At 64.8% G+C, this 26,304-nt stretch carries 30 protein-coding genes; 15 read left to right on the top strand and 15 right to left on the bottom strand.

Annotation, left to right across the window (positions count from 1 at the left end):
- Window positions 1-13: 13 nt before the first annotated feature.
- From ABIC03_RS12305 to ABIC03_RS12260, 10 genes are all read right to left on the bottom strand, one after another.
- Window positions 14-424 carry a DUF2000 family protein gene (locus ABIC03_RS12305; protein ID WP_354058354.1) on the bottom strand — a complete coding sequence of 137 codons (411 nt, stop codon included), beginning with the start codon at window positions 422-424 and terminating at the stop codon, window positions 14-16.
- Between the two features lie 63 nt (window positions 425-487).
- A complete protein-coding gene (locus tag ABIC03_RS12300; RefSeq protein WP_007611990.1) occupies window positions 488-877 on the bottom strand; it encodes a DUF4189 domain-containing protein in 390 nt (129 codons plus the stop codon).
- A 193-nt stretch (window positions 878-1,070) separates the two neighbouring features.
- Window positions 1,071-2,675 carry an NTP transferase domain-containing protein gene (locus ABIC03_RS12295; RefSeq protein ID WP_354058352.1) on the bottom strand — a complete coding sequence of 535 codons (1,605 nt, stop codon included), beginning with the start codon at window positions 2,673-2,675 and terminating at the stop codon, window positions 1,071-1,073.
- A complete protein-coding gene (locus ABIC03_RS12290; RefSeq protein ID WP_354058350.1) occupies window positions 2,672-3,373 on the bottom strand; it encodes an XdhC family protein in 702 nt (233 codons plus the stop codon). The genes ABIC03_RS12295 and ABIC03_RS12290 overlap by 4 nt, the downstream gene beginning before the upstream one ends.
- 2 nt (window positions 3,374-3,375) lie before the next feature.
- Window positions 3,376-3,699, bottom strand: coding sequence for an XdhC family protein (locus ABIC03_RS12285; protein ID WP_007602422.1), 324 nt, complete (start codon window positions 3,697-3,699; stop codon window positions 3,376-3,378).
- A 9-nt stretch (window positions 3,700-3,708) separates the two neighbouring features.
- Window positions 3,709-4,911: a vWA domain-containing protein gene (locus ABIC03_RS12280; protein ID WP_354058348.1), complete on the bottom strand. Its 1,203-nt coding sequence runs from the start codon at window positions 4,909-4,911 to the stop codon at window positions 3,709-3,711.
- A gap of 139 nt (window positions 4,912-5,050) precedes the next feature.
- A complete protein-coding gene (locus ABIC03_RS12275) occupies window positions 5,051-5,974 on the bottom strand; it encodes an AAA family ATPase (protein ID WP_354058346.1) in 924 nt (307 codons plus the stop codon).
- Between the two features lie 62 nt (window positions 5,975-6,036).
- Window positions 6,037-6,843: an FAD binding domain-containing protein gene (locus ABIC03_RS12270; protein WP_354058342.1), complete on the bottom strand. Its 807-nt coding sequence runs from the start codon at window positions 6,841-6,843 to the stop codon at window positions 6,037-6,039.
- A 33-nt stretch (window positions 6,844-6,876) separates the two neighbouring features.
- Window positions 6,877-7,362, bottom strand: a complete 486-nt coding sequence (locus ABIC03_RS12265) for a (2Fe-2S)-binding protein (RefSeq protein WP_007602418.1) — start codon at window positions 7,360-7,362, stop codon at window positions 6,877-6,879.
- 164 nt (window positions 7,363-7,526) lie between these two features.
- Entirely contained in the window at window positions 7,527-7,973 is a 447-nt protein-coding gene (locus tag ABIC03_RS12260; protein ID WP_018455582.1) for an SRPBCC family protein, read from the bottom strand.
- Between the two features lie 184 nt (window positions 7,974-8,157).
- Between ABIC03_RS12260 and ABIC03_RS12255 the strand changes: the two genes are divergently transcribed.
- The 3 genes from ABIC03_RS12255 (at window position 8,158) to ABIC03_RS12245 (ending at window position 10,853) form a co-directional block, all read left to right on the top strand.
- Window positions 8,158-9,513, top strand: coding sequence for a 3-carboxy-cis,cis-muconate cycloisomerase (locus ABIC03_RS12255; RefSeq protein WP_354058339.1), 1,356 nt, complete (start codon window positions 8,158-8,160; stop codon window positions 9,511-9,513).
- A gap of 35 nt (window positions 9,514-9,548) precedes the next feature.
- Window positions 9,549-10,331, top strand: a complete 783-nt coding sequence (gene pcaD / locus ABIC03_RS12250; RefSeq protein ID WP_354058337.1) for a 3-oxoadipate enol-lactonase — start codon at window positions 9,549-9,551, stop codon at window positions 10,329-10,331.
- Window positions 10,332-10,460: 129 nt separating this feature from the next.
- Window positions 10,461-10,853 (top strand): carboxymuconolactone decarboxylase family protein, encoded by a 393-nt coding sequence (locus ABIC03_RS12245; protein ID WP_354058335.1) that lies wholly within the window; start codon window positions 10,461-10,463, stop codon window positions 10,851-10,853.
- On the opposite strand, the gene ABIC03_RS12240 is transcribed toward ABIC03_RS12245, so the two are convergent.
- On the bottom strand, window positions 10,815-11,351 hold the full coding sequence (locus tag ABIC03_RS12240) for a hypothetical protein (RefSeq protein WP_354058333.1): 537 nt from the start codon (window positions 11,349-11,351) through the stop codon (window positions 10,815-10,817). The two genes, ABIC03_RS12245 and ABIC03_RS12240, sit on opposite strands and share 39 nt — an antisense overlap.
- A gap of 345 nt (window positions 11,352-11,696) precedes the next feature.
- Here ABIC03_RS12240 and ABIC03_RS12235 point away from each other — a divergent pair, with 345 nt between their 5' ends.
- The 5 genes from ABIC03_RS12235 (at window position 11,697) to ABIC03_RS12215 (ending at window position 16,790) form a co-directional block, all read left to right on the top strand.
- Window positions 11,697-12,614, top strand: coding sequence for an ABC transporter permease subunit (locus ABIC03_RS12235; protein ID WP_007602412.1), 918 nt, complete (start codon window positions 11,697-11,699; stop codon window positions 12,612-12,614).
- Between the two features lie 11 nt (window positions 12,615-12,625).
- Complete coding sequence (gene livM, locus ABIC03_RS12230) at window positions 12,626-13,945, top strand: high-affinity branched-chain amino acid ABC transporter permease LivM (RefSeq protein WP_354058331.1); 1,320 nt, start codon at window positions 12,626-12,628, stop codon at window positions 13,943-13,945.
- Entirely contained in the window at window positions 13,942-14,775 is an 834-nt protein-coding gene (locus ABIC03_RS12225; RefSeq protein ID WP_354058329.1) for an ABC transporter ATP-binding protein, read from the top strand. The genes livM and ABIC03_RS12225 overlap by 4 nt, the downstream gene beginning before the upstream one ends.
- The gene (locus ABIC03_RS12220) at window positions 14,772-15,512 is read left to right on the top strand and encodes an ABC transporter ATP-binding protein (protein WP_354058327.1); all 741 of its coding nucleotides are present in this window, start codon (window positions 14,772-14,774) and stop codon (window positions 15,510-15,512) included. The genes ABIC03_RS12225 and ABIC03_RS12220 overlap by 4 nt, the downstream gene beginning before the upstream one ends.
- A gap of 159 nt (window positions 15,513-15,671) precedes the next feature.
- Complete coding sequence (locus ABIC03_RS12215) at window positions 15,672-16,790, top strand: branched-chain amino acid ABC transporter substrate-binding protein (protein WP_275170111.1); 1,119 nt, start codon at window positions 15,672-15,674, stop codon at window positions 16,788-16,790.
- A gap of 84 nt (window positions 16,791-16,874) precedes the next feature.
- Here ABIC03_RS12215 and ABIC03_RS12210 read toward each other — a convergent pair whose 3' ends face one another.
- Window positions 16,875-17,261, bottom strand: a complete 387-nt coding sequence (locus ABIC03_RS12210; RefSeq protein WP_275170110.1) for a response regulator — start codon at window positions 17,259-17,261, stop codon at window positions 16,875-16,877.
- A 240-nt stretch (window positions 17,262-17,501) separates the two neighbouring features.
- Here ABIC03_RS12210 and ABIC03_RS12205 point away from each other — a divergent pair, with 240 nt between their 5' ends.
- The 3 genes from ABIC03_RS12205 to ABIC03_RS12195 are packed head-to-tail and all read left to right on the top strand — an operon-like array spanning window position 17,502 to window position 21,629.
- Complete coding sequence (locus tag ABIC03_RS12205) at window positions 17,502-20,312, top strand: PAS domain S-box protein (RefSeq protein WP_354058324.1); 2,811 nt, start codon at window positions 17,502-17,504, stop codon at window positions 20,310-20,312.
- Window positions 20,313-20,370: 58 nt separating this feature from the next.
- Window positions 20,371-21,366: a P1 family peptidase gene (locus ABIC03_RS12200; protein WP_354058322.1), complete on the top strand. Its 996-nt coding sequence runs from the start codon at window positions 20,371-20,373 to the stop codon at window positions 21,364-21,366.
- Window positions 21,367-21,416: 50 nt separating this feature from the next.
- On the top strand, window positions 21,417-21,629 hold the full coding sequence (locus ABIC03_RS12195) for a KTSC domain-containing protein (protein ID WP_354058320.1): 213 nt from the start codon (window positions 21,417-21,419) through the stop codon (window positions 21,627-21,629).
- A 12-nt stretch (window positions 21,630-21,641) separates the two neighbouring features.
- On the opposite strand, the gene ABIC03_RS12190 is transcribed toward ABIC03_RS12195, so the two are convergent.
- Window positions 21,642-22,436: an EF-hand domain-containing protein gene (locus tag ABIC03_RS12190; RefSeq protein ID WP_354058318.1), complete on the bottom strand. Its 795-nt coding sequence runs from the start codon at window positions 22,434-22,436 to the stop codon at window positions 21,642-21,644.
- Window positions 22,437-22,687: 251 nt separating this feature from the next.
- On the opposite strand from ABIC03_RS12190, the gene rpe reads away from it, so the two are divergent.
- From rpe to ABIC03_RS12170, 4 genes are all read left to right on the top strand, one after another.
- On the top strand, window positions 22,688-23,389 hold the full coding sequence (gene rpe / locus ABIC03_RS12185; protein WP_354058316.1) for a ribulose-phosphate 3-epimerase: 702 nt from the start codon (window positions 22,688-22,690) through the stop codon (window positions 23,387-23,389).
- Between the two features lie 151 nt (window positions 23,390-23,540).
- The gene (locus ABIC03_RS12180; protein WP_007602382.1) at window positions 23,541-23,681 is read left to right on the top strand and encodes a hypothetical protein; all 141 of its coding nucleotides are present in this window, start codon (window positions 23,541-23,543) and stop codon (window positions 23,679-23,681) included.
- A gap of 4 nt (window positions 23,682-23,685) precedes the next feature.
- Window positions 23,686-23,862 carry a hypothetical protein gene (locus tag ABIC03_RS12175; RefSeq protein WP_198034867.1) on the top strand — a complete coding sequence of 59 codons (177 nt, stop codon included), beginning with the start codon at window positions 23,686-23,688 and terminating at the stop codon, window positions 23,860-23,862.
- Window positions 23,863-23,884: 22 nt separating this feature from the next.
- Window positions 23,885-24,076 carry a hypothetical protein gene (locus tag ABIC03_RS12170; protein WP_007602380.1) on the top strand — a complete coding sequence of 64 codons (192 nt, stop codon included), beginning with the start codon at window positions 23,885-23,887 and terminating at the stop codon, window positions 24,074-24,076.
- 25 nt (window positions 24,077-24,101) lie between these two features.
- On the opposite strand, the gene ABIC03_RS12165 is transcribed toward ABIC03_RS12170, so the two are convergent.
- Entirely contained in the window at window positions 24,102-25,526 is a 1,425-nt protein-coding gene (locus ABIC03_RS12165) for a protein kinase domain-containing protein (protein WP_354058313.1), read from the bottom strand.
- Window positions 25,527-25,532: 6 nt separating this feature from the next.
- The gene (locus ABIC03_RS12160) at window positions 25,533-26,273 is read right to left on the bottom strand and encodes a metallophosphoesterase family protein (RefSeq protein ID WP_354058311.1); all 741 of its coding nucleotides are present in this window, start codon (window positions 26,271-26,273) and stop codon (window positions 25,533-25,535) included.
- Window positions 26,274-26,304 lie beyond the last annotated feature (31 nt).

Below are 26,304 nucleotides of genomic sequence, written 5' to 3'. Positions count from 1 at the left end.
GCGCGCGTTCACGTCAACTATGAAACTTCAGCCCATCAACGATCTTGTCGATCACCTTGCGCTCGGCGCGCACCGCGAGTCCGACGAGGTTGAGATCGGCCCGCGCCACCGCCCTCACCGCTTCGCGATTGGCAGCATCGTGCGTGGTCTTGAACATGTCCTCGGTGTAGACCGCCGGCTTGACGCTACGCGTCAGTGCCCGATCGAGCGCGCGCGTCAATGCGGGACCGTCGGCGCCATAGATCAGGACGGGCTGGCCGATGAGCGCGTGATATTTCGTGCCCGACGCGTCCTCATAGGGCTCGCCGATGCATTCCGGAAAGGCTGCGGCGATGCCGCTGGTGAGGAAGGCCGCGACATTGAGCTTCTGCCAGGCCTGAAGATCGGTGCGGATCACGATGGCGATTTTGGTATCGAACTGCATGCAACTCCCCGACTGTCATTCCGGACTCGATGCTACGCACCATCGGAATGACGGCAAGAGGAATCAACCCTTTGCGTCGCAGGCCCAGGCGCGGATCACGCATTCCTTGCCGCCGTATTTGTAGCATTCGCGCGTCGCGGCATTGAGCGTGGCCGAGATCTTCGGCTTGACGGCATAGCCATAGGCACCGCAGGGATTGGAAAGGTCGACCGACATCGCGGCGCAGGCGCGCTTCATCGTCACGGTCGTGCAATCGCCCTTGCACTGCTTCTGCGCCGCCGCACGCGCTTCGTGCTCGGCGCCATAATCAAAGGCCTGGCCATAGGCGCCACACTTGCCGACCGCAAATGCACCGGCGGCGTGCGCATCCGTGATATGGCGAGCGCCCGCGACGCACACGGACAGCGCAAAGAAAAACATCGCGCAACGGCGCGCGACGACGTTCGAAGCCATGGAAAAATCCCTCCCCCCAAGGCAGGTGGAGTGGACTGTAAGCGCCGGTCGTTTCCAGATGGTGAACGGGGCGTTGAAATCGGCAGGCTGGGAGGCGCTTCGTAGGGTGGATTAGCGAAGCGTAATCCACCAACTTCGTTCCGCGACCGGTGAAGCGTGGTGGGTTACGCTTCGCTAACCCACCCTACAAGAGCTATCCCCGCCGTGCCGCTTCCAACGCCTGCGGCGTGTCGATGTCGAGGAAGGCGCTCTCGCCATCCACCGGCACTTCGGCGACTGCCTCGGTGTGCTTGGCGATCAGATGGCGCGCGCCGACATCGCCGTCGAGCGTCATCAACTCCTTGAAGAAGCGGCGCGACCACAGCACGGGATTGCCGCGGCGGCCCTCGCTGACGGGCACGACGATGAGATTGCCGCGGTCCGGTGCGAACGCGTCGATGAGGCGGTCGATCAGACCGGCGTCGATCAGCGGCATGTCGCCGAGGCAGACCACGGCGCCGTCGGACGTCTCGGGGACGGCCGCGATCCCGGCCTTGACGGAGCTTGCGATGCCGCCGGCGAAATCCGGATTCCTGACGAAACGCACCTTGAGGCCTTGCAAGGCTTGCTCGATCAGCTCGGTCTGATGGCCGGTAACGACGATCACCTCGGACGCCTTGGAGGCCAGCGCCTGCTCGGTCGCGATTCGCACCAGCGTCTTGCCGTCGAGCTCGGCTAGAAGCTTGTTCGGTCCGCCCATCCGGGTCGAGCGGCCTGCCGCGAGCACGATGACTGCGACCTGGTTGTTTCCCTCGATCTCCGGTTTTGCGCGCGGCTGCGGGCGTGTAACGATCTCCATCAGGAGACCGCCGACGCCCATGCCCATCAGCTCGGAACGCGTCACCTTGATGCCGGCCAGGAGCCGCATCAGCACCCAGTCAAAGCCGTTCTCGACCGGCGAGCGCGCGCAGCCGGGCGCACCCAGCACAGGCACAGTGCCGGCCCGGGCAATCAGCAGTAGATTGCCGGGATCGACCGGCATGCCGAAATGCTCGATCTCGCCGCCGATTCCGGTCACCGCCGCAGGGATCACGTCGCGGCGGTCGGCGATCGCGGATGCCCCGAACACGATGACGAGTTCGGCGCCAAGACCCAGCAATTCCTTGATCGCAGCCGACAGCGCCTGCTCCTCATGCGGGACCCGCCGCTCGGCGATGATGCCGGCCCCGGCCGGCGCCAGCCGCTCGGCGGTGACGCGCAACGTCTTGTCGATCACCTTGGAGGACAGGCCGGGCAGCAGGGTCGAGACCACGCCGACACGCTTGATCGCGTAAGGTGCGATCTTCAGCACGTCGCGACCCGCGGCCTTCACCGCGGCATCACGCAAGTTCCCTTCGACGCCGAACGGGATGATCTTGACGGTGCCAACCATCTCGCCCTCGACCACCGGCTTGAAGGCGGAGAGCGTGGCAAAGGTAATGGCCTCGTCGATATTGTTGATGCGGTCCACCGCGGCGCGATCGATCACCAGCACGCCCGGGCGCGCGGCGAACAGATTGGCGCGACCGGTGAAGGCACGCTCGACGTGAATGCCATCGCCACCAACGGCGAGTGCGATGCTGGCAGCCGCGATGTCCTCGGAGACATCGCCCTCCTCCATCCGCACCACCACGACGTCCTTGATGCCGGCGCGCTCCAGCGCCGCGACCTCGGTGGGCCCGATCGTCGTGCCCTTTTTCAACACCAGCGGTCCCTGGCGCAGGGTGTGGACGGTCACCCCGCCGATCGCATCCTTGGGACTCGCCGGGCCGAACTTCATGCGGCTTCTTCTTTTTCTTTGGGCGGGAGGCGAAGCACCGCCGTGATCTCGGCCATGATCGACACCGCGATCTCGGATGGCGAGACCGCACCGATCGCAAGCCCGATCGGCGCGTGGATGCGCACGATGTCAGCCTCCTTGGCGCCCTGCGCCCGCAGCCGGTCGCCGCGCTTGGCGTGCGTCTTCCGCGAGCCGAGCGCGCCGATATAGAAGCAGTTGCGCTCGAAGGCGTGCAGCAGCGCGGGGTCGTCGATCTTGGGATCGTGCGTTACCGCGACGAAAGCTGTATAGGCATCGACATTAAGCGACGGCAGCGCCGTGTCGGGCCATTCCGCAACCAGCGGAATGTCGGGGAAGCGCTCCGGGCTCGCAAAGGCCGTGCGCGGGTCGACTACGGTGACGTCGTAGCCGAGCGAGCGCGCCAGCGGCGCCAGGGCCTGGCTGATATGAACGGCGCCGACGATGACGAGCTTTGCGGTCGGCGCGTAGACGTTGAGGAAGAGCTTCTTGCCGCCGGCTTCGACACTGGCGCTTTTGCCCATGCGGAGCTGCTTGTCGAGCTCGGCGCGCAAAGGATCCTTACTGAAGTCGTCGGCCTTCACCAGGCGCTGCTCGCCGCTCTCGGTGTCGGTCACCAGGATCACCGGGCGGCGCGCGGCGCGCTCGGCATTGAGTTCGTGCAGGATTGCGAGCTTCACGGCTAGCCGACCTTCTCGACGAAGACGCGGATGGTGCCGCCGCAGGACAGCCCGACATTCCAGGCAGTCTCGTCGGCGACGCCAAACTCCAGCATCCTGGGCTTGCCGCTCTGGATCACATCCATGGCCTCGGTGACCACGGCGCCCTCGACGCAGCCGCCGGAGACGGACCCCAGGAACGTGCCCTCGTCGTTGATGACGAGGCTCGAGCCCGCCGGACGCGGTGCCGAGCCCCAGGTCTCCACTACGGTGGCCAGCGCGACGCCACGGCCGGCCTTCTGCCAGTCCTCCGCCGCCTTCAGAATATCCTCGTCGCGATCGAGCATGGCTACCTCTCAGGCTGCGGAGCGGATCAGGCTGCGGTGATGCGGCGGAAGCGGCCGGGAGAGCGTAGTGATCAGCTCCTGAATCGAGCTCAAATTATGTACGGGGCGGAATTCGTCAACGTGCGGCAGCATCATTTTGATGCCCTGGGCCTTGGCCTCGAAGCCGCCAAACCGCAGCAGCGGGTTGAGCCAGATCAGCCGCCGGCAGGAGCGGTGCAGCCGGTCCATCTCGAAGGCGAGCTTGGAATCGGCCTCCCGCTCCAGCCCGTCGGAGATCAGCAGCACGATGGCGCCCTGGCTCAGCACGCGCCGCGCCCACAATTTGTTGAAATTGTGCAGGGAAGCCGAGATCCGGGTGCCGCCGGCCCAGTCCTCGACCGAGGCCGAGCAGCTCGCCAGCGCCTCGTCGGGGTCGCGCTGGCGCAGCGCCCGGGTCACGTTGGTGAGGCGAGTGCCGAACAGGAACACCGAGACACGTTTGCGCGCGTCCCCTATGGCATGCAGGAAATGCAGGAACAGGCGGGTGTACTCGCTCATCGAACCCGAGATGTCGAGCAGCGCGACGATCGGCGCCGGTTTCTCGATCCGCCCGAGACGACGGATGTCGATGATGTCGCCGCCAGTGCGCAGCGAGGCGCGCAGCGTGCGGCGGAGGTCGAGGCGCAGGCCGCGGGGATCGGGCAGGTGCCGGCGCGTCAAAAGCTCGGCCTGCGGCAATCGCATCCGCTCGACGGCGCGGAGCGCTTCGGTGATCTCTGCCGCGCTCATCTGCGCAAAATCCTTTTTCTGAAGGATTTCCTTGTCCGAGACAGACAGGCGCAAATCCTGCTCCTGGTGCTGCGGCGTCTCCGTCATGCGCGGTTGCGACATCGCCTCCTGCACACGGCGCGAGCCGGCCTGTGGCTTCTTTTTGGCTTGCTCCGGCAACGGCACCGAATCCAGCATGTGCTTCCACTCTTCCGAGGCGCGGAAGAACAGGTTGAAGGCCTGCTTGAAGATCAGCGCATGCTCGTGGCGCTTGACGAAGATCGCCTCCAGGGTGGTGAAGACGTCGACGCGTTTGCCGATGTCGATCACCTCAAGCGCGCTCATGGCATCGATGACCGCACCCGGCCCGACCGGCATGCCGGCCGAACGCAGCGCGCGGGCGAAGCCGACGATGTTGTCGGCGAATTGCTCGGTCTGCTCAGGCGCAAGGTGGTTGATGGCCATGGTTCATCCTTGCTCCGTCATTCCGGGGCGCGCCGCTTGGCGCGAGCCCGGAATCCATACTCCCGATCGTGGTTATGGATTCCGGGCTCGCCGCTTGCGCGTCGCCCCGGAATGACGGGGTTGTTGTGACGCACGCGCGTCAATTCTCGCTCGTCACGTCCTTCAGCACCTTCTGCAAGGTGTCGCCCTGCATCCGCGTGATGTCGTCCTGGTATTTGAGCAGCGCGCCCAGCGTGTCGCCAACCACTTGCGGGGTCAGCGATCGGGCGTCGAGCTCGGACAAAGCGGTGGCCCAGTCGATGGTCTCGGCAACGCCCGGCGACTTGTAGAAATCCTGATTGCGCAGCGCCTGGACGAAGCGCACGACCTGCTGCGACAATTTTGCCGAGATGCCCGGCACGCGCGACTTGACGATCGCGAGCTCGCGGTCGGCGTCGGGATAATCGACCCAGTGATAGAGACAGCGCCGTTTCAGCGCGTCGTGGATCTCGCGGGTGCGGTTGGAGGTGATGATGACGATCGGCGGGCTCGGCGCCTTCACGGTGCCGAATTCGGGGATCGTTACCTGGAAGTCGCTGAGGATTTCGAGCAGATACGCCTCGAACGCTTCGTCGGCGCGGTCGAGCTCGTCGATCAGCAGCACCGGCGGCCCGGCGACGTCGGGCTCCAGCGCCTGGAGCAGCGGTCGCTTGATCATGTAGCGATCGGCGAAAATGTCGGATGACAATTGATCGCGATCGGTGTCGCCGGCCGCTTCCGCCATCCGGATCGCGATCATCTGCGCGGCGCTATTCCACTCGTAGACCGCCGAGGAGACGTCGAGGCCTTCGTAACACTGCAGGCGGATCAGCTTCCGCCCAAGGGCCGCCGACAGCACTTTTGCGATCTCGGTCTTGCCGACGCCGGCCTCGCCTTCCAGAAACAGCGGCCGGCCCATGCGCAGCGACAGATAGGTCACCGTGGCCAGCGATCGCTCGGCGAGATAGCCGCGCGACGTCAGGAGTTCGAGCATCGAATCGACCGATGCCGGCAAGGCACCGGACGTGTTGGCCGCTGAGGTCATGAAAAAGCCAGTCTCGCTACGCCCTCACCGGGGACAAGTTTGGGCCGAGGCGTGAGGATCACTCACTCCTTGGCGTTGGCGGCATCGAGGGCACGCCGCGTCAGCACGCCGATGAGGTGCGCGCGGTATTCGGCGCTGCCATGGATGTCGCTGTTGAGGCCGTCCGCCGGCACCTCGATGCCGTCAAGCGCCTTCGCGGCGAAGCGCTTCTTCAGGGCTTCCTCGAACGCGGTGACACGGAACACGCCTTCGGAGCCGGCGCCGGTGACCGCGACCCGAACATCGGAGGGACGCCGCGTCACGAACACGCCGACCAGCGCGTAACGCGAGGCCTGGTTGCGGAATTTGATATAGGCCGCCTTCTTCGGCAGCGGGAACATTACCTTGGTGATGATCTCGTCGGCCTCGAGCGCCGTCGTGAACAGGCCCTGGAAGTACTCTTCTGCCTTGAGGCGCCGCTTGTTGGTGACGATGGTGGCGCCGAGCGCCAACACCGCAGCCGGATAGTCCGCGGTCGGATCGTTGTTGGCGAGCGAGCCGCCGATCGTGCCCTTGTGGCGCACGGCGGGATCGCCGATCTGGCCGGCAAGGTTCGCGAGCGCCGGGATCGCCTCGCCGACGATGGCGGAGCTTGCGACCTCGGCATGCCGGGCGGTGGCACCGATCACGAGCGCGCGGCCCTTCATCTCGATCGTGTTGAGCCCATCGATATGAGAGAGGTCGACCAGATGCGGCGGGCTGGCGAGGCGCTGCTTCATGACGGGAATCAGCGTGTGGCCGCCGGCGATCACCTTGGCGTCTTCGTTCTTCACCAGGAGGTTGGCGGCCTGCCGAACGGTCCCGGGGCGATGGTATTTGAAATCGTACATCTGAATGTCCTGATCGCAGAGTGCGCGCGCGGTTTACGCGAGATCGGATTTCGCCATCGCCTTGGCGCCGGCGGAGATCGAGGTGACGATGTTCTGGTAGCCGGTGCAGCGGCAGAGATTGCCTTCCAGCTCCTCGCGGATGGTGTGGTCGTCGAGCTCGTTGCCCTTGCGATGGACGATGTCGATCGCGGTCATGATCATGCCGGGCGTGCAGAAGCCGCACTGTAGGCCGTGGTGTTCGCGGAAGGCCTCCTGCATCGGATGCAGCGGCGCGCCGTCGGCGGCCAGCCCCTCGATCGTCTTGACCTCGTGGCCATCGGCCATCACCGCGAGCGTGGTGCAGGACTTCACGGCCTTGCCGTCCAGATGCACAACGCAGGCGCCGCACTGTGAGGTGTCGCAGCCAACATGGGTGCCGGTGAGCCGCAGATTCTCGCGCAGGAACTGCACCAGCAGGGTGCGGGGATCGACATTGGCCGTGACAGGATTGCCGTTCACGATGAGGGAGATTTTTGCCATAAGCACTCTCTATCAGCGCCCCGACGGGTCCCGTCGAAGCGGTTCTTATAATTATTCCAACCCATCATATGGGCCATTATGCCCCGGGGCAACATCGCCGGGAATGCAAGGCGCCATGACAAAACGCGATATGCCGAAAGGCGCCATGCTTGAGGTATTGGCCTTCAGCCCTGTACCGCCTTGGCGAAGTTCGCGAAAAATTCGTCGGCCAGTTTCTTGGCGGCGCCGTTGATCAGGCGCTGGCCGAGCTGCGCCAACTTGCCGCCGATCTGCGCCTCGACCTCGTAGGACAAAAGCGTGCCGCCGTCCTTCTCCGCAAGCTTGACCACGGCGCCACCCTTGGCGAAGCCGGCTACCCCGCCCTCGCCTTCGCCGGAGATCTTGTAGCCGTTCGGCGGGTCGAGATCGGACAGCGTGACCTTGCCCTTGAAGCGCGCCGACACCGGCCCGACCTTCATTTTCGCCGTCGCGCGAAAGCCGCCATCATCGGTCTTCTCCAGCTCCTCGCAGCCGGGGATGCAGGCCTTCAGCACCTCGGCATCGTTGAGCTTGGCCCACACGGCCTCGCGCGGCGCCGCAAGCTGGACTTCGCCGTTCATCGTCATGGCCATGGGTGCCTCCCGGGATATCGAACTTGGATCGCGCAACTATAATGCTGCTCAAGTACCGCAGCGAGGCGGCAAAAGCAAAGGGTGGCCCCCGGTCACGTGCAATGCATATTCGCAACTGCAAAAAGCTTGCGCCGGTGGTTTGGGATTGGCACAGGCGGGCCATGGTGGTTAGGTCCCGCACGATATGAGCACATCCCTCTCCCCCCTGCTCGCGCCGATGCTGTCGAGCGTAGCCATGCGCGCGGTCTGCGACGACCGGTCGACCCTCCAGAACATGCTCGATTTCGAGGCAGCCCTGGCCCGAGCCGAGGCGGCCACAAGTGTGATTCCCGCGTCCGCGGTGGGCCCGATCGAAGCCGCTTGCAAGGCCGATACCTTTGACATGGCCGCGCTGGCTGAGGCCGCCACGCGATCCGGCAATCTCGCGATCCCCCTGGTCAAGACGTTGACCGCCAATGTCGCCAGGACCGATGCAGAGGCCGCACGCTACGTGCATTGGGGCGCGACCAGCCAGGACGTCATCGACACCGCGACCATGCTCACGCTTCGCGCCGGCATCGTTGCGCTGGACGCCGATCTCGGCCGCGCCATTAAAGGCTTTGCCGCGCTGGCACGAGCCCACCGCAACACGGCAATGGTGGCGCGAACCTGGCTCCAGCACGCCCTGCCGATGCCGTTCGGGCTGAAGGCTGCCGAATACGCAGCAAGCCTTGCCCGCGCCCGCTGCCGCTTGAGGCGGCTCTCCCGCGAGGGCCTCGCACTGCAATTCGGCGGCGCGGCCGGCACGCTTGCAGCACTTGGCGACAAGGGCCTCGTGGTTTCCGAACGGCTGGCGCAGGAGCTGAACCTGCCGCTGCCCGAAGCACCCTGGCACACCCATCGCGACCGCATCGCGGAAGCCGCATCAGCCTTCGCGATTCTCGCCGGCAGCTGCGGCAAGATCGCCCGCGACGTCTCACTGATGATGCAGACCGATGTCGGCGAAGCGTTCGAGCCTGCCGGCGAAGGCCGCGGCGGCTCCTCGACCATGCCGCACAAGCGCAACCCGGTGGCCGCCGCAAGCGCGCTCGGCTGCGCAACCATGGCGCCGCAGCTCGCCGCGACGATATTCGCTGCGCAGGTACAGGACCATGAGCGCAGCGCTGGCCCCTGGCACGCGGAATGGCCGACACTGCCGCAATTAATGCTGGTCACCTCCGGTGCCCTCGCAGCCATCGTCGACATCGCGGAAGGACTGGACGTCGATGCGGCGCGCATGCGCAGCAATCTCGATGCGACGCACGGGCTGATCATGGCGGAAGCGGTCACCTTTGCGCTGGCCGAGACGATCGGCAAGAACGATGCGCATCACCTCGTCGAGGCCGCGAGCAAGCGCGCGGTCGCCGAGAAGAAGCATCTGCGCGAGGTGCTCGCAGCTGATTCGCAGGTCACTGCGCATCTTTCGCCGGAAAAAATTGCGGCGTTGTTCGAGCCGATGGCCTATCAAGGCGCTTCCCAAGCCCTGATCGACCGCCTGCTCGACAGCCTCGAACGCGAATAAAACAGTCCTGAGCGCAAATAAACGGAGACGCCCGCATGCCCATGATCGATGCCGACGGTTGCCTGATCAACGTCTCCGTCGAGGGCCGCGACGGCGGGCCGACGCTGATGCTGTCGAACTCGCTCGGCTGCACGCTGCAGATGTGGGAGCCGCAGATGAAGGCGCTGACGCAGATATTCCGCGTCATCCGCTACGACCGCCGCGGCCACGGCAAGTCCAACGTTCCGCCCGGCCCCTATACGATGGAGCGCTTCGGCCGCGACGTGCTGGCCATCCTCGACGACCTCAATATCGAGAAAGTGCACTGGTGCGGCCTGTCGATGGGCGGCATGGTCGGGCAATGGCTGGGCGCGAACGCGCCGGAGCGCTTCGGCAAGCTCATCCTCGCCAACACCTCCTGCTACTATGCCGAGCCGACCAAATGGCTGGAGCGCATCGACGCCGTGAAGAAGGGCGGCATCGCCGCCGTCGCCGATGCCGTTATTGCCGGCTGGCTCACCCAGGATTTCCGCGAGCGTGCACCCGACATCACCGCCAGGATGAAGGCGATGCTACTGGCCTCGCCGGTCGAAGGCTATCTCGCCTGCTGCGAGGCGCTGTCGACGCTCGACCAGCGCGCGCTGCTGCCGAAGATCAAGAGCCCGACGCTGGTGATCGCCGGCCGCCACGACATGGCGACGCCGATTTCGGCGGGCGAACTGATCCGCTCAAGCATTCCCGGCGCGAGCATGACCATCATCGACGCCGCCCACATTTCCAATGTCGAGCAGCCACACGCGTTCACCGACGCGGTCGTGGGCTTTTTGACGCAACGCTGATCGCGCCATCGCCATTCCGGGGCGATACGAAGCATCGAGCCCGGAATTTCGATCCGCATTTCACCACTTCGAGATTCCGGTTTCGCCTCTCCGAGGCGCCCCGGAATGACTGATCCGGAGGAGAACAGCATGGACGACCAGAAACGCCGCGATGCCGGCATGAACGTGCGCCGAAAAGTGCTGGGCAATGCCTGGGTCGACAAGTCGATCGTGGGTCGCAATGCATTCAACACCGATTTCCAGGACATGATCACGCGCTACGCCTGGGGCGAGATCTGGACGCGGCCGCATTTCGACGAGCGCACGCGGCGGGTGCTGGTGATCGGCACCATGGTTGCGCTTGGCCAATGGGACGAATTCCGCCTGCATGTGCGCGCGGCGCTCGCCGAGGGCGGCTTCACGCCCGACGACATCAAGGAAATTCTGCTGCAGCAAGCGATCTATTGCGGCGTGCCGGCCGCGAACCACGCCGTCAAGGAAGCCTCAGCGATTGTGCAGGAGCTCGGCCTGCTCAAGACCTAGCGGCGGGGTCGCCTCGACGGTCTTCTGAACGATCTTGGGCGCCGCCTCGGGCCGTTCGATCACCACCACGATGGCGGCACCGAGCAGGAGCAGGAGTTCGGTGGCGTGCAGCCGCAGCGCGGCCATCTCGCCGACCTTCGAAGCCATGATCATGCTCGCAAACGAGATCAGGCTGCCGATCGCAAGCGCAATGCCGAGCGCTTCGTCGCTGCCGCCGTTCTTGCGGACGCGGGGGATGCAGAGCAGCGCAAGGTAGATCACAAAGAACGCCACCACGGTCAGTCGCCCCAGTGCCAGCAGCCAGGCGGCGCGCACCGTGTCCATGCCCGCCATCTGGAGATGGTCGCTGAGGAAAAGAGCGACTGCGACGCTCGGCCGCTCATAGAGCCCGTGCACCGGCGCCACCATGATGTTGAAGGCAACGAGGGTCCAGGCCGGGACGAAATAGGCCGCCAGAAGTGCGCCGTTGACCGAACCGATCCGCCAGTTTCCGAACATGCCGCTTCCCGTTTCGCTTGGCCCGCGCCTTCCGTGGAAGGCCTTGCCGGGAGCTAACTCGCATCAGACTGTGGCGGCAATTTAAACCCTTTGTTTACCTTAACTGCCTCCCGACGGGCATCCAATTGGGCGCCGGCGGAACCGGTTCCGCCCATTGCCGGGGGAACCGGAGCGGCAAATGATCTCTGTAAAAGCCTTGATGCGGCGGCGGGGCCGGGTTGCAGCCGCCAGTTCCCTCCTGTTACAAAACGAGAATGCTTAAGGGCTGCCGGGGCCCGAGAAGAAACCAGCACTCTCTCTCGAAGAGCTCCCTTTGAGCCGCGTCAGATTTGGGTACGGCAGCCTATGGATTATTTCGCCCAGCAGCTCATCAACGGCCTCGTGCTCGGCTCGATCTACGGGCTGATCGCGATCGGCTACACGATGGTCTACGGCATCGTCGGCATGATCAACTTCGCCCATGGCGATGTCTTCATGATCGGGGGGTTCATCGCGCTGATCACCTTCCTTCTCCTGGTCTCGACCGGCCTGACTGCGGTCCCGGTGATCCTTTTGATCGTGATCCTGGTCTCGATGGCGGTCACAGCGCTGTATGGCTGGACCATCGAGCGCATTGCCTACCGTCCGCTGCGGCACTCCTTCCGCCTCGCGCCGATGCTGTCGGCGATCGGCATGTCGTTCGTGCTGACCAACTATTCGCAGGTGGCGCAAGGCGCGCGGGTGAAGCCAGTGCCGCCAGTGATCACCGGCGGCTATACGCTGCACGAGAGCGCCGATGGCTTCGTCATCCAGCTCTCCAACATCCAGATCGTGGTGGTCATCACCACCATCGTGTTGCTGGCGATCTTCACCTGGCTGGTGTCGCGCACCCGGCTCGGGCGCGACATGCGCGCCTGCGAGCAGGACCAGACCATGGCGGCGCTGCTCGGCGTCAACGTCGACCGCACCATCTCCATGACCTTCGTGATCGGCGCTGCGCTCGCCGCAGTGGCCGGCCTGATGTACCTGCTCTATTACGGCCTGGTCGATTTCTTCATGGGCTTCGTCGCCGGCATCAAGGCGTTCACCGCGGCCGTACTCGGCGGCATCGGCTCGCTGCCCGGCGCCATGCTCGGGGGGCTCGCCATCGGGCTGATCGAGACGTTCTGGTCGGCCTATTTCTCGGTCGAATACAAGGACGTCGCCGCGTTCTCGATCCTGATCGTCGTGCTGATCTTCATGCCGACCGGCCTGCTCGGCCGCCCCGAAGTCGAAAAAGTCTGACGGTCGCGCGCGTGAACACTCCCTCGATCAATACGGCCAAAGCTGCATCGGGCATCGCCGCTCTCCTGAAGACCGCCTGCTTCAACGCGCTGATCGCGCTGGTGCTGTTCTCGCTGATGGTCGGCGTCCGCACCGAAGCCGGTTCCGACGGCCAGCTCACCTATTGGACGCGATTCGGCGAGGTCGCCTCCCTCGTCGCCGCGGTATTCGGCGGCTCGATCGTGCTCGAGCTGCTCAAGCAATGGATCGGTCCGACCGGCGCCGAGAAGCTGGTGCCGCCGGCGGTGCAGAGCGGAATGTCGTTCCTCGGCCGCTATCTCGCACCGGCGCTCCTGATCTTCACGCTGCTGGTGCCCGTGATCTTCTATGACCAGCGCTACATCCTCGATCTCGCCATCCTCGTGCTCACCTATGTGATGCTGGGCTGGGGACTGAACGTCGTGGTTGGCCTCGCCGGCCTGCTCGATCTCGGCTACGTCGCCTTCTATGCGGTCGGCGCCTATTCCTACGCGCTGCTCGCGACCAATTTCGGCTGGTCGTTCTGGATCTGCCTGCCGCTCGCGGGCGTCCTCGCCGCATTCTGGGGCGTGCTGCTCGGCTTTCCCGTGCTGCGCCTGCGCGGCGATTACCTCGCGATCGTGACGCTCGCCTTCGGCGAGATCATCCGCCTCGTCATCATCAATTGGCAGGATCTGACCGGCGGTCCCAACGGCGTCTCCAGCATTCCCCGCCCCTCCTTCTTCGGCATCCCGCTCGACAACAGCGACAACGGGCTCGCCGCCAGGCTCGGTATCGAATATTCGCCGACCCACCGCATCGTCTTCCTGTTCTACCTGATCCTGGCGCTCGCGCTGCTCACCAACTGGGTGACGATCCGGCTGCGCCGCCTGCCGATCGGCCGCGCCTGGGAAGCCCTGCGCGAGGACGAGGTCGCCTGCCGCGCGCTCGGCATCAACACCACGACGACCAAGCTCACGGCATTCGCGACCGGTGCGATGTTCGGCGGCTTTGCCGGCGCGTTCTTCGCGACACGCCAGGGCTTCATCAGCCCGGAATCCTTCACCTTCCAGGAATCGGCACTGGTACTCGCCATCGTCGTGCTCGGCGGCATGGGCTCACAGCTAGGCGTGGCGCTCGCAGCGCTCGCCATGATCGGCGGTTTCGAGCTGTTCCGCAGCCTCGAGAGCTATCGCATGCTGGTGTTCGGCATGGCCATGGTGCTGATCATGATCTGGCGGCCGCGCGGCCTGATCGGCCATCGCGCGCCGACCGTGTACCTGACCAAGGCACACGCGATCTCATCCGACCTCGTCAAGGAGGGGCACGGATGAGCCGCGACCAGATTCTCGAGGTCGACCGGCTCACCATGCGCTTCGGCGGCATCGTCGCGGTGCAGGACCTGTCGTTTGCCGCCGAGCGGAAGAAGATCACCGCGCTGATCGGACCCAACGGTGCCGGTAAGACGACGGTGTTCAACTGCATCACCGGATTCTACAAGCCGAGCAGCGGCGCCATCCGCCTCAGCCATGACGACGGCAAGGTGATCGCGCTGGAGCGGCTGAACGATTTCCGCATCGCCAAGCAGGCCAAGGTCGCCCGCACCTTCCAGAACATCCGCCTGTTTCCCGGCATGACCGCGCTGGAAAACCTGATGGTGGCGCAGCACAACGCGCTGATGCGCGCCTCCGGCTTCACCTTGCTCGGGCTCGTTGGCGCGCCCGTCTACCGCGACGCCGAGAAGCGCGCGATCGATCTCGCCACCGACTGGCTCAAGCGGGTCAATTTGCTCGATCGCGCCGACGATGCCGCCGGTAATTTTGCCTATGGCGACCAGCGACGGCTCGAGATCGCACGCGCGATGTGCACCGAGCCCGCGCTCTTGTGCCTGGACGAACCCGCCGCCGGCCTCAATGCGCGCGAGAGTGCCGCCCTGAGCGAGCTGCTGCTGTCGATCCGCAACGAGCTCGGCACCTCGATCCTGCTGATCGAGCACGATATGTCTGTGGTGATGGAGATCTCCGACCACATCGTGGTGATGGACCACGGGGTGAAGATCTCTGAAGGCTCCCCGCGCGAGGTTCGCGACGATCCAAAGGTGATCGCCGCCTATCTCGGCACAGATGAGGAAGAGGCGGCGGCCGTGATGGAGAGCGGGTCGTGACGTCCCCCACTGCCCTGCTCGCGATCCGCAGCCTTCGCGCCGCCTACGGCAAGATCGAGGCGCTGAAAGGCGTCGACCTCGAGATCAACGCCGGCGAGATCGTGGCGCTGATCGGTGCCAACGGTGCCGGCAAGTCGACGCTGATGATGACGATCTTCGGCAAGCCGCGCGCCCGCGCCGGCCAGATCCTGTACGAAGGCCGCGACATCACCGAAGTGCCCACCCACGAGATCGCGCATTTGCGCATCGCGCAATCGCCGGAGGGCCGCCGCATCTTCCCGCGCATGAGCGTGGCGGAAAATCTCCAGATGGGCGCGGACGCCACCGAATGCACCGACGCCGAACGCGAGGCGACGCTAGACCGCGTGTTCACGCTGTTTCCGCGGCTGAAGGAACGCTACGCCCAGCGCGGCGGAACCCTGTCCGGCGGCGAGCAGCAGATGCTGGCCATCGGCCGCGCCTTGATGAGCCGTCCTCGGCTGCTCCTGCTCGACGAACCCTCGCTCGGTCTGGCGCCGCTGATCGCGCGCCAGATTTTCGATGCGATCCGCACTCTGAACCGGCAGGACGGCCTGACCGTGCTGATCGTCGAGCAGAACGCCAACCATGCGCTCAAACTCGCCCATCGCGGCTATGTCATGGTCAATGGCCTGATCACGTTGGCCGGGACCGGTGCCGAGTTGTTGCAGCGCCCCGAGATTCGCGCCGCCTACCTGGAAGGCGGCCGGCACGGTTGAGGCGCCCGAAAGCGAACCCGTGCGGCCGAATGAGGCGAGATATCTCTGCCAATGCCCGTATTTTGCCGGTGACTTCTCCTCAAATTCATTCAAGAATGGCGCCGGTTTGAACCGGGCATGCCCGGTAACTTCCACAGGCGACCACCCTCGAGGTATCTCATGAAATCACTGAAGCTCATCGGTCTGGCATTCGGCGCATCGATCGCGCTGTCGAGCGCGACATTCGCGCAGGATGTCACCGTCGCAGTCGCAGGTCCGATGACCGGCGGCGAGTCCGCCTTCGGCCGCCAGATGAAGAACGGCGCCGAGATGGCCGTCGCCGACATCAACGCCGCCGGCGGCCTCAACGGCAAGAAGCTCGCGCTATCCGTCGAGGACGACGCCTGCGATCCGAAGCAGGCGCGCTCGATCGCCGAGAAGATCGCCGGCGCGAAAATCCCGTTCGTGGCCGGGCATTATTGCTCGTCGTCGTCGATCCCCGCGTCGGAAGCCTATGCCGACGGCAACGTGCTCCAGATTACTCCCGCCTCCACCAATCCCAAGTTCACCGACAGCGGATTGTGGAACGTGGCGCGCGTCTGCGGCCGCGACGACCAGCAGGGCCTGGTCGCCGCCCAGTACATCGCCAAGAACTACAAGGGCAAGAATATCGCCATCCTCAACGACAAGACCACCTACGGCAAGGGTCTTGCGGACGAGACCAAGAAGGCGCTCAACAAGGCTGGCGTCACCGAGAAGATGTACGAGTCCTACAACAAGGGCGACAAGGACTTCAACGCGATCGTCTCGCGGCTGAAGCGCGACAACATCGATCTCGTTTATGTCGGAGGCTACCATCAGGAGAGCGGCCTGATCCTGCGCCAGATGCGCGACCAGGGCCTCAAGACCGTGCTGATGGCCGGCGACGCCCTCGCCGACAAGGAATATGCCTCCATCACCGGCCCGGCCGGCGAAGGTACGCTGTTCACCTTCGGCCCCGATCCGCGCAACAAGCCGACCGCGAAGAAGATCGTCGAGGCCTTCAAGGCCAAGAACATCGACCCTGAAGGCTACACGCTCTACACCTACGCGGCGATGCAGGTCTGGTCGCAGGCGGCCAAGAAGGCCGGGACCACCGACGCCAAGAAGGTCATGGCGGCCATCAAGGCCGGCAAGTGGGACACCGTAATCGGGCCAATCGAGTATGACGCCAAGGGCGACATCAAGCAGCTCGACTACGTCGTCTACAAATGGGACGCCAAGGGCGGCTACGCCGCGATCAGCGGCAACGGCACCTAAGCACGCGTGCCGGGGGGCCTGAAGGCCTCGTCCCATCATCATCGCGCCCCGGCTTGCCCCGGGGCGTTTCTTCCTGCGTCAGGGTCAGACGGCTGCAGGCAGCGCGGTGTCAGCCGCGGCTTGGGCCTTCCGTAGGGCTTGAAGAAGATCGTTCGGCCGAAACGGCTTTTGCAGGCAGACCACGTTGGCGAGGTGGGGCGATTGTTCCATGAAATCCAGCGCCGTCATCCCCGACACGGCAACGACCGGGAGGCTCGGTGCAAGCTCGCGCAGGGTTGCGATGACCTCGACGCCGTTGGTATCGCCGAGGAAAATGTCGACGATTGCCGCGTCGAAGCAGGCCTCGGTGAAGGCTTTCACCCCGGCTGCGCCGCTATCGGCCTCAACGACGTCATAACGGTTGACGCGCAGCACGATCGCGACCATCGCACGGACGTCCTTCTGGTCGTCGATGATGAGAACGCGGGGCATAGGGAACAACTCCCGGATCCTGAAATCAAAATGCCTGATTCAAACCTGGAACCCGTAGCGGCGGGAGAGCATTATGGCACCGTCCCGTAAAGCGCATCTTACCCAATCCCCCGTGCGCGTTCCCCATAAAATTAAGTAAGCTGTAACCTTCGGTTGAGTCGCAGTGGGTTTTGTCATGATGCGTGCCCAGAACCCGCTACCATGGGCGGAAATAGATTGGGCCAAATGAGATTGGCAAAAATGCTCAAGACCGATCTGCGAGAGCTGCACGTGTCCGCGACAACCGATCGGAACACATTCCTTTCGACGTTGCCGGCCACCCCGAAAGACCGCAGCGCAGCATTGGCGATCGTCGGCGTCTCCTCGATCCTGTTCGCAGTGGCCGTGCCCTTCGCTGGTATCCCGCTGCTGCCTGTGCCAGCCTTCGTCGCGAGCTATCAATCCGCCCTCGTCGTCGCGGACATCGTCACCGCGGTCCTGCTGTTGTCGCAGTTTGCGGTGCTCAGGACCCGCGCGCTGCTCGTGCTCGCGACGGGTTATCTGTTCACCGCCGCCGCGGCCGTGGTCCATGCCCTCACCTTCCCCGGACTTTTTTCGCCGACCGGGCTGCTGGGGGCCAACCAGCAGACCACGGTCTGGCTCTACATGATCTGGCACGGCGGCTTCCCGCTCTGCGTGCTGGCCTATGCCTGGCTCAAGGAGGCCGACGGCGGCGCCCGGATCGCCGGCTCGGCAAGCAAGGCGATCTACGCCAGCGTGGTCGGCGTCGTCGCGGTCATGATCGTCTTGACCTGGATCGTCACTGCCCAGCACGACCTGCTTCCGGTCCTGCTGCGCGATGGCCGTTACACGCAGATCATGATCGGCGTGGTGTCCTTTGTCTGGTCCTTGAGCTTCGCCGCGCTGGTCTCGCTGTGGTTCCGCCGTCCGCATTCGGTTATCGATGTCTGGCTCATGGTGGTGATGTGCGCATGGCTGTTCGATATCGCGCTGTCGGCGATCGTCAACGTCGCGCGCTTCGATCTCGGCTTCTACGCTGGCCGCCTCTACGGCCTCTGCGCGGCGACCTTCGTGCTCGCGGTGCTTTTGATCGAAAATGTCCGCCTTCAGGCGCATACGCTGGGTCTCGTCGGCAGGCTGCGGCAGCAGTCGGCATTGGATCGCGACTATTACGGCAAGCGCCTTGCCCTGTACGGCGCCGTCGTCGAATCCGCCAATGATGCCATCATCACGAAGACGCTCGACGGTATCATCACGGGCTGGAACAAGGCCGCCGAACAGCTGTTCGGCTATGCCGCCGCGGAGGCCGTCGGCCAGCCGATCGACATCATCGTGCCTGAGGATCGCAAGGCCGAGGTCAGGGGTATCCTGAACCGGGTCGGCGGCAACGAAACGATCGCCCAGCACGAGACGGTCCGGATCCGAAAGGACGGCCGGCGGGTCGACGTCGTCCTCAATGTTTCTCCGCTGAAATCAGCCAGCGGACAGATCATCGGCGCCTCCAAGATCGCCCACGACATCACGGAAGAGAAGCAGGCACGAGAAAAACTGCGCCGCGAGGTCGAGGAGCGGCAGCGGATCTTCGAGACCTCGCAGGACCTGATCCTGGTTACCGACGGTTTTGGCAATTTCATCCAGGTCAGCCCGAGCGTGAAGACCATTCTCGGCCTGAGTCCGGAGGACATGATCGGGCACAGCGCCACCGAGTTCATTCATCCCGATGACCTCCAGAAGACGCGCGACGAGATGCGCGCGGCGCGGCGCGGCGCGGTCAAGCGCAGCTTCGAGGCGCGCTACTACCACTACGACGGTCACGAGGTCACGCTGAACTGGATGGGCACTTGGTCCGAGCCGGTCAAGCGCCATTTCTTCATCGGCCGCGACCTCACCGAGAAGCAGGCCGCCGAGGCGCAGTTCAGGCACGTCCAGAAGATGGATTCCATTGGTCAATTGACCGGCGGCGTCGCGCACGACTTCAACAATGTGCTGACCGTCATCACTGGCACGATCGGCATTTTGGCCGACGCCGTCGCTGACCGTCCCGAGCTCGCCGCTATCACCAAGCTGATCGACGACGCCGCCGAGCGCGGCGCGCAACTGACCAAGCATCTGCTCGCCTTCGCCCGCAAGCAGCCGCTCCAGCCGCGCGAAATCGACGTCAACGCATTGACGCTCGAGGCCGCAAAGCTCCTGCATCCCACGCTCGGCGAGCAGATCACCATCATGCCGCAACTCACCGAGGATGCGTGGCCGGCACTGATCGACCCGGGCCAGCTTTCCACCGCGATCCTCAATCTCGCGCTGAACGCGCGCGATGCGATGCCCGACGGCGGCACGCTGGTGCTGGAAACCCGCAACATCTTCCTCGACGACGGCTATGCCAGCATGAATCCCGACGTGATGGCCGGAAATTACGTCATGATCGCCGTCAGCGACACCGGCTCCGGAATCCCGCCGGAGTTGATCGACCGGGTGTTCGATCCCTTCTTCACCACCAAAGAGGTCGGCAAGGGCACAGGCCTCGGGCTCAGCATGGTGTTCGGCTTCGTCAAGCAGTCCGGCGGACACATCAAGATCTACAGCGAGGAAGGCCACGGCACGAGCGTGAAGATCTACCTGCCGCGCTCGAGCGGCGTGCAGGAGACCGAATTCGAGGCGCTCCAGAACGCACCCGTCACCGGCGGCCACGAAAAAATCCTGATCGTCGAGGACGACGCGCTGGTGCGCCAATATGTCGTGACCCAGATCAAGAGCCTCGGCTATGCAGCCCTCGAAGCCGCCAACGCGGCCGAGGCCCTCGTCATCATCGACGCCGACAAGGACATCGACCTGCTGTTCACGGACGTCATCATGCCGGGCAGTATGAATGGCCGCCAGCTCGCCGATGAGGCGGCTCGCCGCCGCCCCGATTTGAAGACGCTGTTCACCTCGGGCTACACCGAGAACGCCATCGTCCATCACGGGCGGCTCGATTCCGGCGTGCTGCTGCTGGCAAAACCCTACCGCAAGTCCGAGCTCGCCAAGATGCTGAGGACCGCGCTCGCGGGTTGAGCGTGCGGCATCCCTACGATATCGCTGAAGCGAACGCCTTTCAGCCCGCGGAGCCGCCTTGAAAAACCTTCTCACCGATATCGCCGGCGTCCGCGTCGGCCACGCCGAAGATGCGAAAATCGCCACTGGCACGACCGCGATCATCTTCGACGCCCCCGCGGTTGCGGCCATCGATGTTCGCGGCGGCGGACCCGGTACGCGCGAAGATGCGTTGCTCGACCTCGCCAGCACCGTCGATCGCGTTGACGCCATTGCGCTGTCCGGCGGCTCCGCCTTTGGAATCGACGCAGGCGGCGGCATCCAGGCCTGGCTCGCCGAACAAGGCCGCGGCTTGCGGATTCGCGAGGTTGTGATTCCGATCGTGCCGGGCGCGATCGTTTTCGACCTGCTCAACGGTGGCGACAAAGCCTGGGGACGCTTCGCGCCCTATCGCGATCTCGGCTACGCCGCAGCGTTGGCCGCCAGCGACGATTTCGCGCTGGGCAGCGTCGGCGCCGGCCTTGGTGCCACCACCGCGACCTTCAAGGGCGGACTGGGCTCGGCCTCCGCGGTCCTGGCCAACGGCGTCAAGGTCGCAGCGATCATGGTCGTCAACGCGGTCGGCAGCACGACCGTTGGCGAAGGGCCTTGGTTCTGGGCTGCGCCATTCGAGGAGAACGGCGAGTTCGGCGGGCGCGGTCTGCCGTCCGCGTTCACGCCGGACATGCTGGCGATGCGCATCAAGGGCGGCCCCGCAGCGAGCGCGCGTGAGAACACCACGATCGGCCTCGTCGTCACCGATGCCACGCTGACCAAGGCACAGGCCAAGCGGCTTGCGATGATCGCGCATACCGGGTTTGCCCGTGCGATCTATCCGGTGCATGCCCCGACCGACGGCGACGTGCTGTTCGCCGCCGCAACGGGCGAAAAGCCGATCGAACCGCTGGTTGGGCTTACCGAACTCGGCACGGTCGCCGCCAACGTGGTCGCACGCGCGATCGCTCGCGGCGTCTACAATGCGACGGCCCTGCCGTTTGCCGGCGCGATGCCGGCGTGGAAGGATCGGTTTGGCTAGAAACGAAACGGCGGGCACAGCGTTACCCTGAGGGGCCAAGGTGCACCGCCATGCCGTCTTCCGTGATCCGCTTTTTCCGCTATGCACCCGACACGCGCGAACTGAAGGTGGCTTTCGTCAGCGGACGCCTCTATGTCTACGAGGACGTTCCGCCCGAGGTGGCCGCGGCGTTCAGGAATGCGCGCTCAAAGGGTACGTTCTTCAACCACGAAATCCATGATCGGTATGTCTTTCGTGACATCACTCACGAATATGCCGGTTAGCCGTGAGCGGGGCTACACGCTCATCGACATCGATGAACCGACAGTCGCTGAGGCACCTTGTCCCTGCCCGCCTTGCCGCTGCATCAACTGTGCGAACAGATCGTAGGCTGAATTACGCGAGCTGGAGGCGCCCGGGACCGTCGTCGACATCTTGAAGCCGTCGGCGTAGGTGACGGTGGTGGTGGTCGAGCCGTCGGCGCCCGTCGTCGAGGTCGAGGTGGAGCCGCCGGTGGATCGCGAGGATGAATCCGAACCGCTGCCGGACGCATCGCCCGCACCTTGCGCGTGATGGTGGCCGCGATGACCGCTCTTCAGTGCCTTGGACATCTCATCGAGGCTAACGCTGCCGTCGGTATTCGAATCCAGCTTCGAGAAAACGTCGTCGGCCTGCGCGAGGTTGGTGCCGCCGGCGCCGAGCGCATTCTCGAATTCCGACTTGGTGATCTTGCCGTCGCCGTCCCCATCGATCTGCGAGAACAGATCCTTCAAGGCGGCGTCGCGGCGCGTCGAGGACGAAGACGTCGAGCTCGACGAGGTCGAGCTGGCTGTGCTGCTCGTACTCTCCGAGGATTGGCTCTGCGCGGCGAACAGCGCGTTCATCGTCTCCGGCGAGATCTGCGGGGTTTTGCCCGCATTGACCGATGAGGTCGCGCCGGTCGTGCTGTTGCTGCCGCTGTCGATCGCGAACGGATTCGTCGCCGGCTTTTGCGAGGACCCCGTCTTCTGCGCCGACGTGGACGATTTCGAATTTGTCAGCGACTGGATCGCGTCGAGCGCGCTCGATACGGCCCCAAGAGCGAACAACATTGCACAACTCCAACCGATGCGGCATGCCGCGGCCAATGTTCTGTTCAGGTGAAGTCAGCAAGCGCCGTGCCAGCGCAAAAAGCTCAATGAAATCCGCTTTCACCGCGATTTGCACGGCCCGGGAACACCGGCAATTCGTGCCGGTCGCGGCAGAAATTTCCGCCCACAGGAAGCACGCCGCCCCTGCATTGCCCGGCTGAGAGGCCCATGTTAGGCGAGTCCATCTTTCACGGCCGCCACGGGAAACCGCCATGACCCAAGCCTTCGCCCCCCGCCCCCTGGCAATCGCGCCCTCGATCCTGGCCTCGGATTTCTCCAGGCTCGGCGAGGAGGTGCGCGCCGTGGACGCCGCCGGAGCCGACTGGATCCATCTCGACGTCATGGACGGGCACTTCGTTCCCAACATCTCGTATGGCCCCGACGTCATCAAGGCGATGCGCCCGCACACCAAGAAGATCTTCGACGCGCATCTGATGATCTCGCCCTGCGACCCCTATCTAGAGGCCTTTGCGAAAGCCGGCTGCGACCACATCACGGTGCATGCCGAAGCCGGTCCCCATCTGCACCGCTCGCTCCAGGCGATCCGCGCGCTTGGCAAGAAGGCCGGCGTTTCGCTCAATCCGGGCACGTCGATCAGCGTACTCGAATACGTGCTGGACCTGGTCGACCTCGTACTGGTGATGTCGGTCAATCCCGGCTTTGGCGGCCAGGCCTTCATCCCCTCTGCAATCAGCAAGATCCGCGACATCCGCGCGATGACAGCGGGCCGTCCAATCGATATCGAAGTCGATGGCGGCGTCGGCTCCGACGTCGCAGGTCCGCTGGCCGCGGCCGGCGCCAACGCCTTCGTCGCGGGCACATCCGTGTTCAGGGGCGGCACGCAGGACGCCTACAAGACCAACATCGCCGCGATCCGCAACGCCGCCGCGGGCGCGCGCGGCGAGGCGATCTGAAGGCTCGCGCGCAGCTCCACAGATGTGCGGCTTCTACGGGTGTTGCGGCGCGCAATGCCTAAACTTGCAACCTTGATCCGTACTCCTCCGGGCTTCCCTGATTCGCGCAAATCACCGCTAGTGATTCTTGCCTGTTTTCGCGGAGCACATCATGACGACGACCCTGGTTTGGACTGGCGTGGCGTTGTGGCTTGGTTTTTGTGCGTTTGTTGTGTTTGGTCCATCGGCCGGACCGGTGAAGGTCTCGGCTCGCTCGACCCGCATCGCCCGTCGCGACTGGTATCGGGCCTGACCCCATGCAGATCGCGCTCGTGAAACGTCAGCCGAAGCGCCGGTGCCGCATCCCGCGGCGCCCGCATCCTGACCTCGATTTTTTCTTCGGTCGGCTCGAACGCACCGAAGGCGAGATGCGCGACGACACCGGGCCCGAGACGGACCTGGATCACCCGCTCCGGTCACCGCGCCGGCATTGAATTCTTTTTCTGGACCAAGCTCATGAAGCCGCATTGCCCGAACTGCCTGAAGGAAATGACCAAGGCGTCCGCGTCGCGTAACCTGTTCAACTGCGAGCCCTGCCGCGAGATCATCCAGTTCTTCGGCGGCAGCGCGGATCACGGCGAGCCCGGCCCGCAATTCTCCTGGCCGATCCGCCGCAAACGCTCCGTCCACACCGCTCACGCGGCCTGAACCTTCCAGAATCCAGAGCGCGGCCCTAGCCGGCCTCCTCGCCCGCATCCGCAGCCATTCGCGGCGGCCGTACCACGGTGACGGTGCAGGCCGCTTCCGAGGCCACCTTGGCCGAAACGCTGCCGAGCAGCGTGCGCCTGAACGAGCCCTGCCGCGCGCCGATGATGATGTGGTCGACGTGGTTGACCTCGCAAAACTCCAGGATGGCCGCGGCCGGATCGACGGCTTCCAGCACGTGAGCCGACAGCCGGCTTTCATCCAGCTTGAGCGGCGTGGCCCAGTGTCTGAGCGCCACCAACCGGTCGATATGCTTGTTGGAGCCCTGCTCATCCAGCGTCCTGTCGATCGCGATGCGGTTGAGCTTCAGCACGTTGAGACAGGCGAGCCGCGCCGACGGCAGCGTGGCGAGAATGCGCTCGGTGGTGACGCGCAACGCTTCGTTCAGCTCGGGGGCGCCTTCCACGGTGTCGAGCGCGACCGCGAGGATCGGGCTTGATGCGATCTGGGCTGCGACATCCGATTTCGCGCGCGGCTGCATGACGCCTTGATTGAAGCGGCGCCGCCAAGCGACGCTTAACGGATCGCGCTTCATCCGCTCCGAGCGTGTGGTGAGCCTGACCTGGTCCGGGTGGGTGAGATCGAAGGCGAGCTGGGACGCCGTCGGATAGCGCCGCACCGGCTCGATCTCGAGGCATCGCAGCACCACCTCCTGGAGCCAGGGCGGATAGTCGGCGCGAAGCGAGCGCGGCGGGTGCGGATCGCGCCACAGCCGGCGCCGCATCGCACGCAGCGTCTCGCCCTCACCGAACGGCCGCTCGCCGGTCGTGAAGAAATAGAGCAGCACGCCGAGCGAGAACAGATCGCTGCGCGGATCGTCTCGCACCCCTGACAGCCGTTCCGGCGCCATATAGGGCGCGGTGCCGTAAGGCAGGCGGAATTCCTCCTGCAACAGGTCCGGCAGGTGGTTGTGATGCGACAGGCCATAGTCGATCAGCACCGCCTCGCCGCTCTCGCGGAACATGATGCTGCTCGGCTTGATGTCGTGATGGATCACGTGCTGCCGGTGCAAATCCGCGAGCCCCGTCGCGATCCTGGCGACGAGTTGCCGCGCCTCGTCATACGGCAGCGGCAGGTCGGGCAGCCGCTTGTAGAGCGTGGTCCCGGAGATGCGCTCGATCACGACATAGGCCTGGTGGGCGAAATCGCCGGTGCCGAAACATGAGGGTACGTGCGGCCCGGCCAGCCGCGGCAGGATCATCATCTCCATTTCGAAGGAGACGATCGCCGCGGGGTCCTCGCCCTCCGATACCCGCGGAATCTTCATCAGCAGCGGCACGTCGATGCCGGGATGGGTGACCGTCCACAGCGTCGCCATGCCGCCGGCATGGACGCATTCGCCGATCGTGTAGCCGTCGATCTCTGCGCCCGATTTGACGAGGGGTTTCGGCATCGGCCTCTAGCGTCCCTGCGACAGTCGGTCGGCGAGCCAATGCGGCAGGCCGTTCTCGCGGATCCGGCTTGCGGCCGTCTCGACATCGTAGGGCGCGCGGCAATAGGTGATCAGACACGAGACCGTGTCGAACAGCGCGAAAGCCGCGGATGGATCGTTATCGCGCGGCTGGCCGACCGAGCCAAGCACAGCAAGCCATTGCCGCCCGCGCAGCAAAGGCACGGAGACGTCGGTCTTAGGCACGAGTCCCGACATCTTCGCCGTCACCGACATCGAGTAGATCGCCGGGCGGTGGATGTGGCCGCAGAACGTGACATGAGCTGGCGTCGCGATCAGGCTTTTGGCGGCGTCCGCCGTCGATCGGACATAGTGCCAGCTTCGGGGACTGGAGGCTTCCGAATGCACGAACAGGCGATCGCCGTCCTCCACCAGCATCGGCAATTCCGCCAGGAACCGCCGCTGCGCGGTGTCGAGCCGGCCGCGGGTCCATTCGATCGCGATTTGCGCCTCGGCATTCATGGCCTCGGCCGAGGAATTCACTGCCTGGTCATGATTCCCGCGCACGGCGACGGCGCCCTGGGCAACCAGCTCCATCGCGGTATCCACCACCCATTCCGGATCGGCGCCATAGCCGACGAAGTCGCCAAGCAAGATGAAGCGCTCGGCGCCACGCGCCCGCGCGACTTTCAGGCACGCCTCGAACGCCTGCCGGTTGCCGTGGATATCCGAGAAAACAGCGAGAAGCACGCACCCTCCACCCTCGAACCTTATTGGGAGC

It is taken from the genome of Bradyrhizobium sp. RT6a (genome assembly GCF_040547675.1).
GTDB lineage: Bacteria > Pseudomonadota > Alphaproteobacteria > Rhizobiales > Xanthobacteraceae > Bradyrhizobium.
The sequence above is the reverse complement of the archived record's forward strand: the minus strand, read 5'-3'. Positions and strand labels throughout refer to the sequence as shown.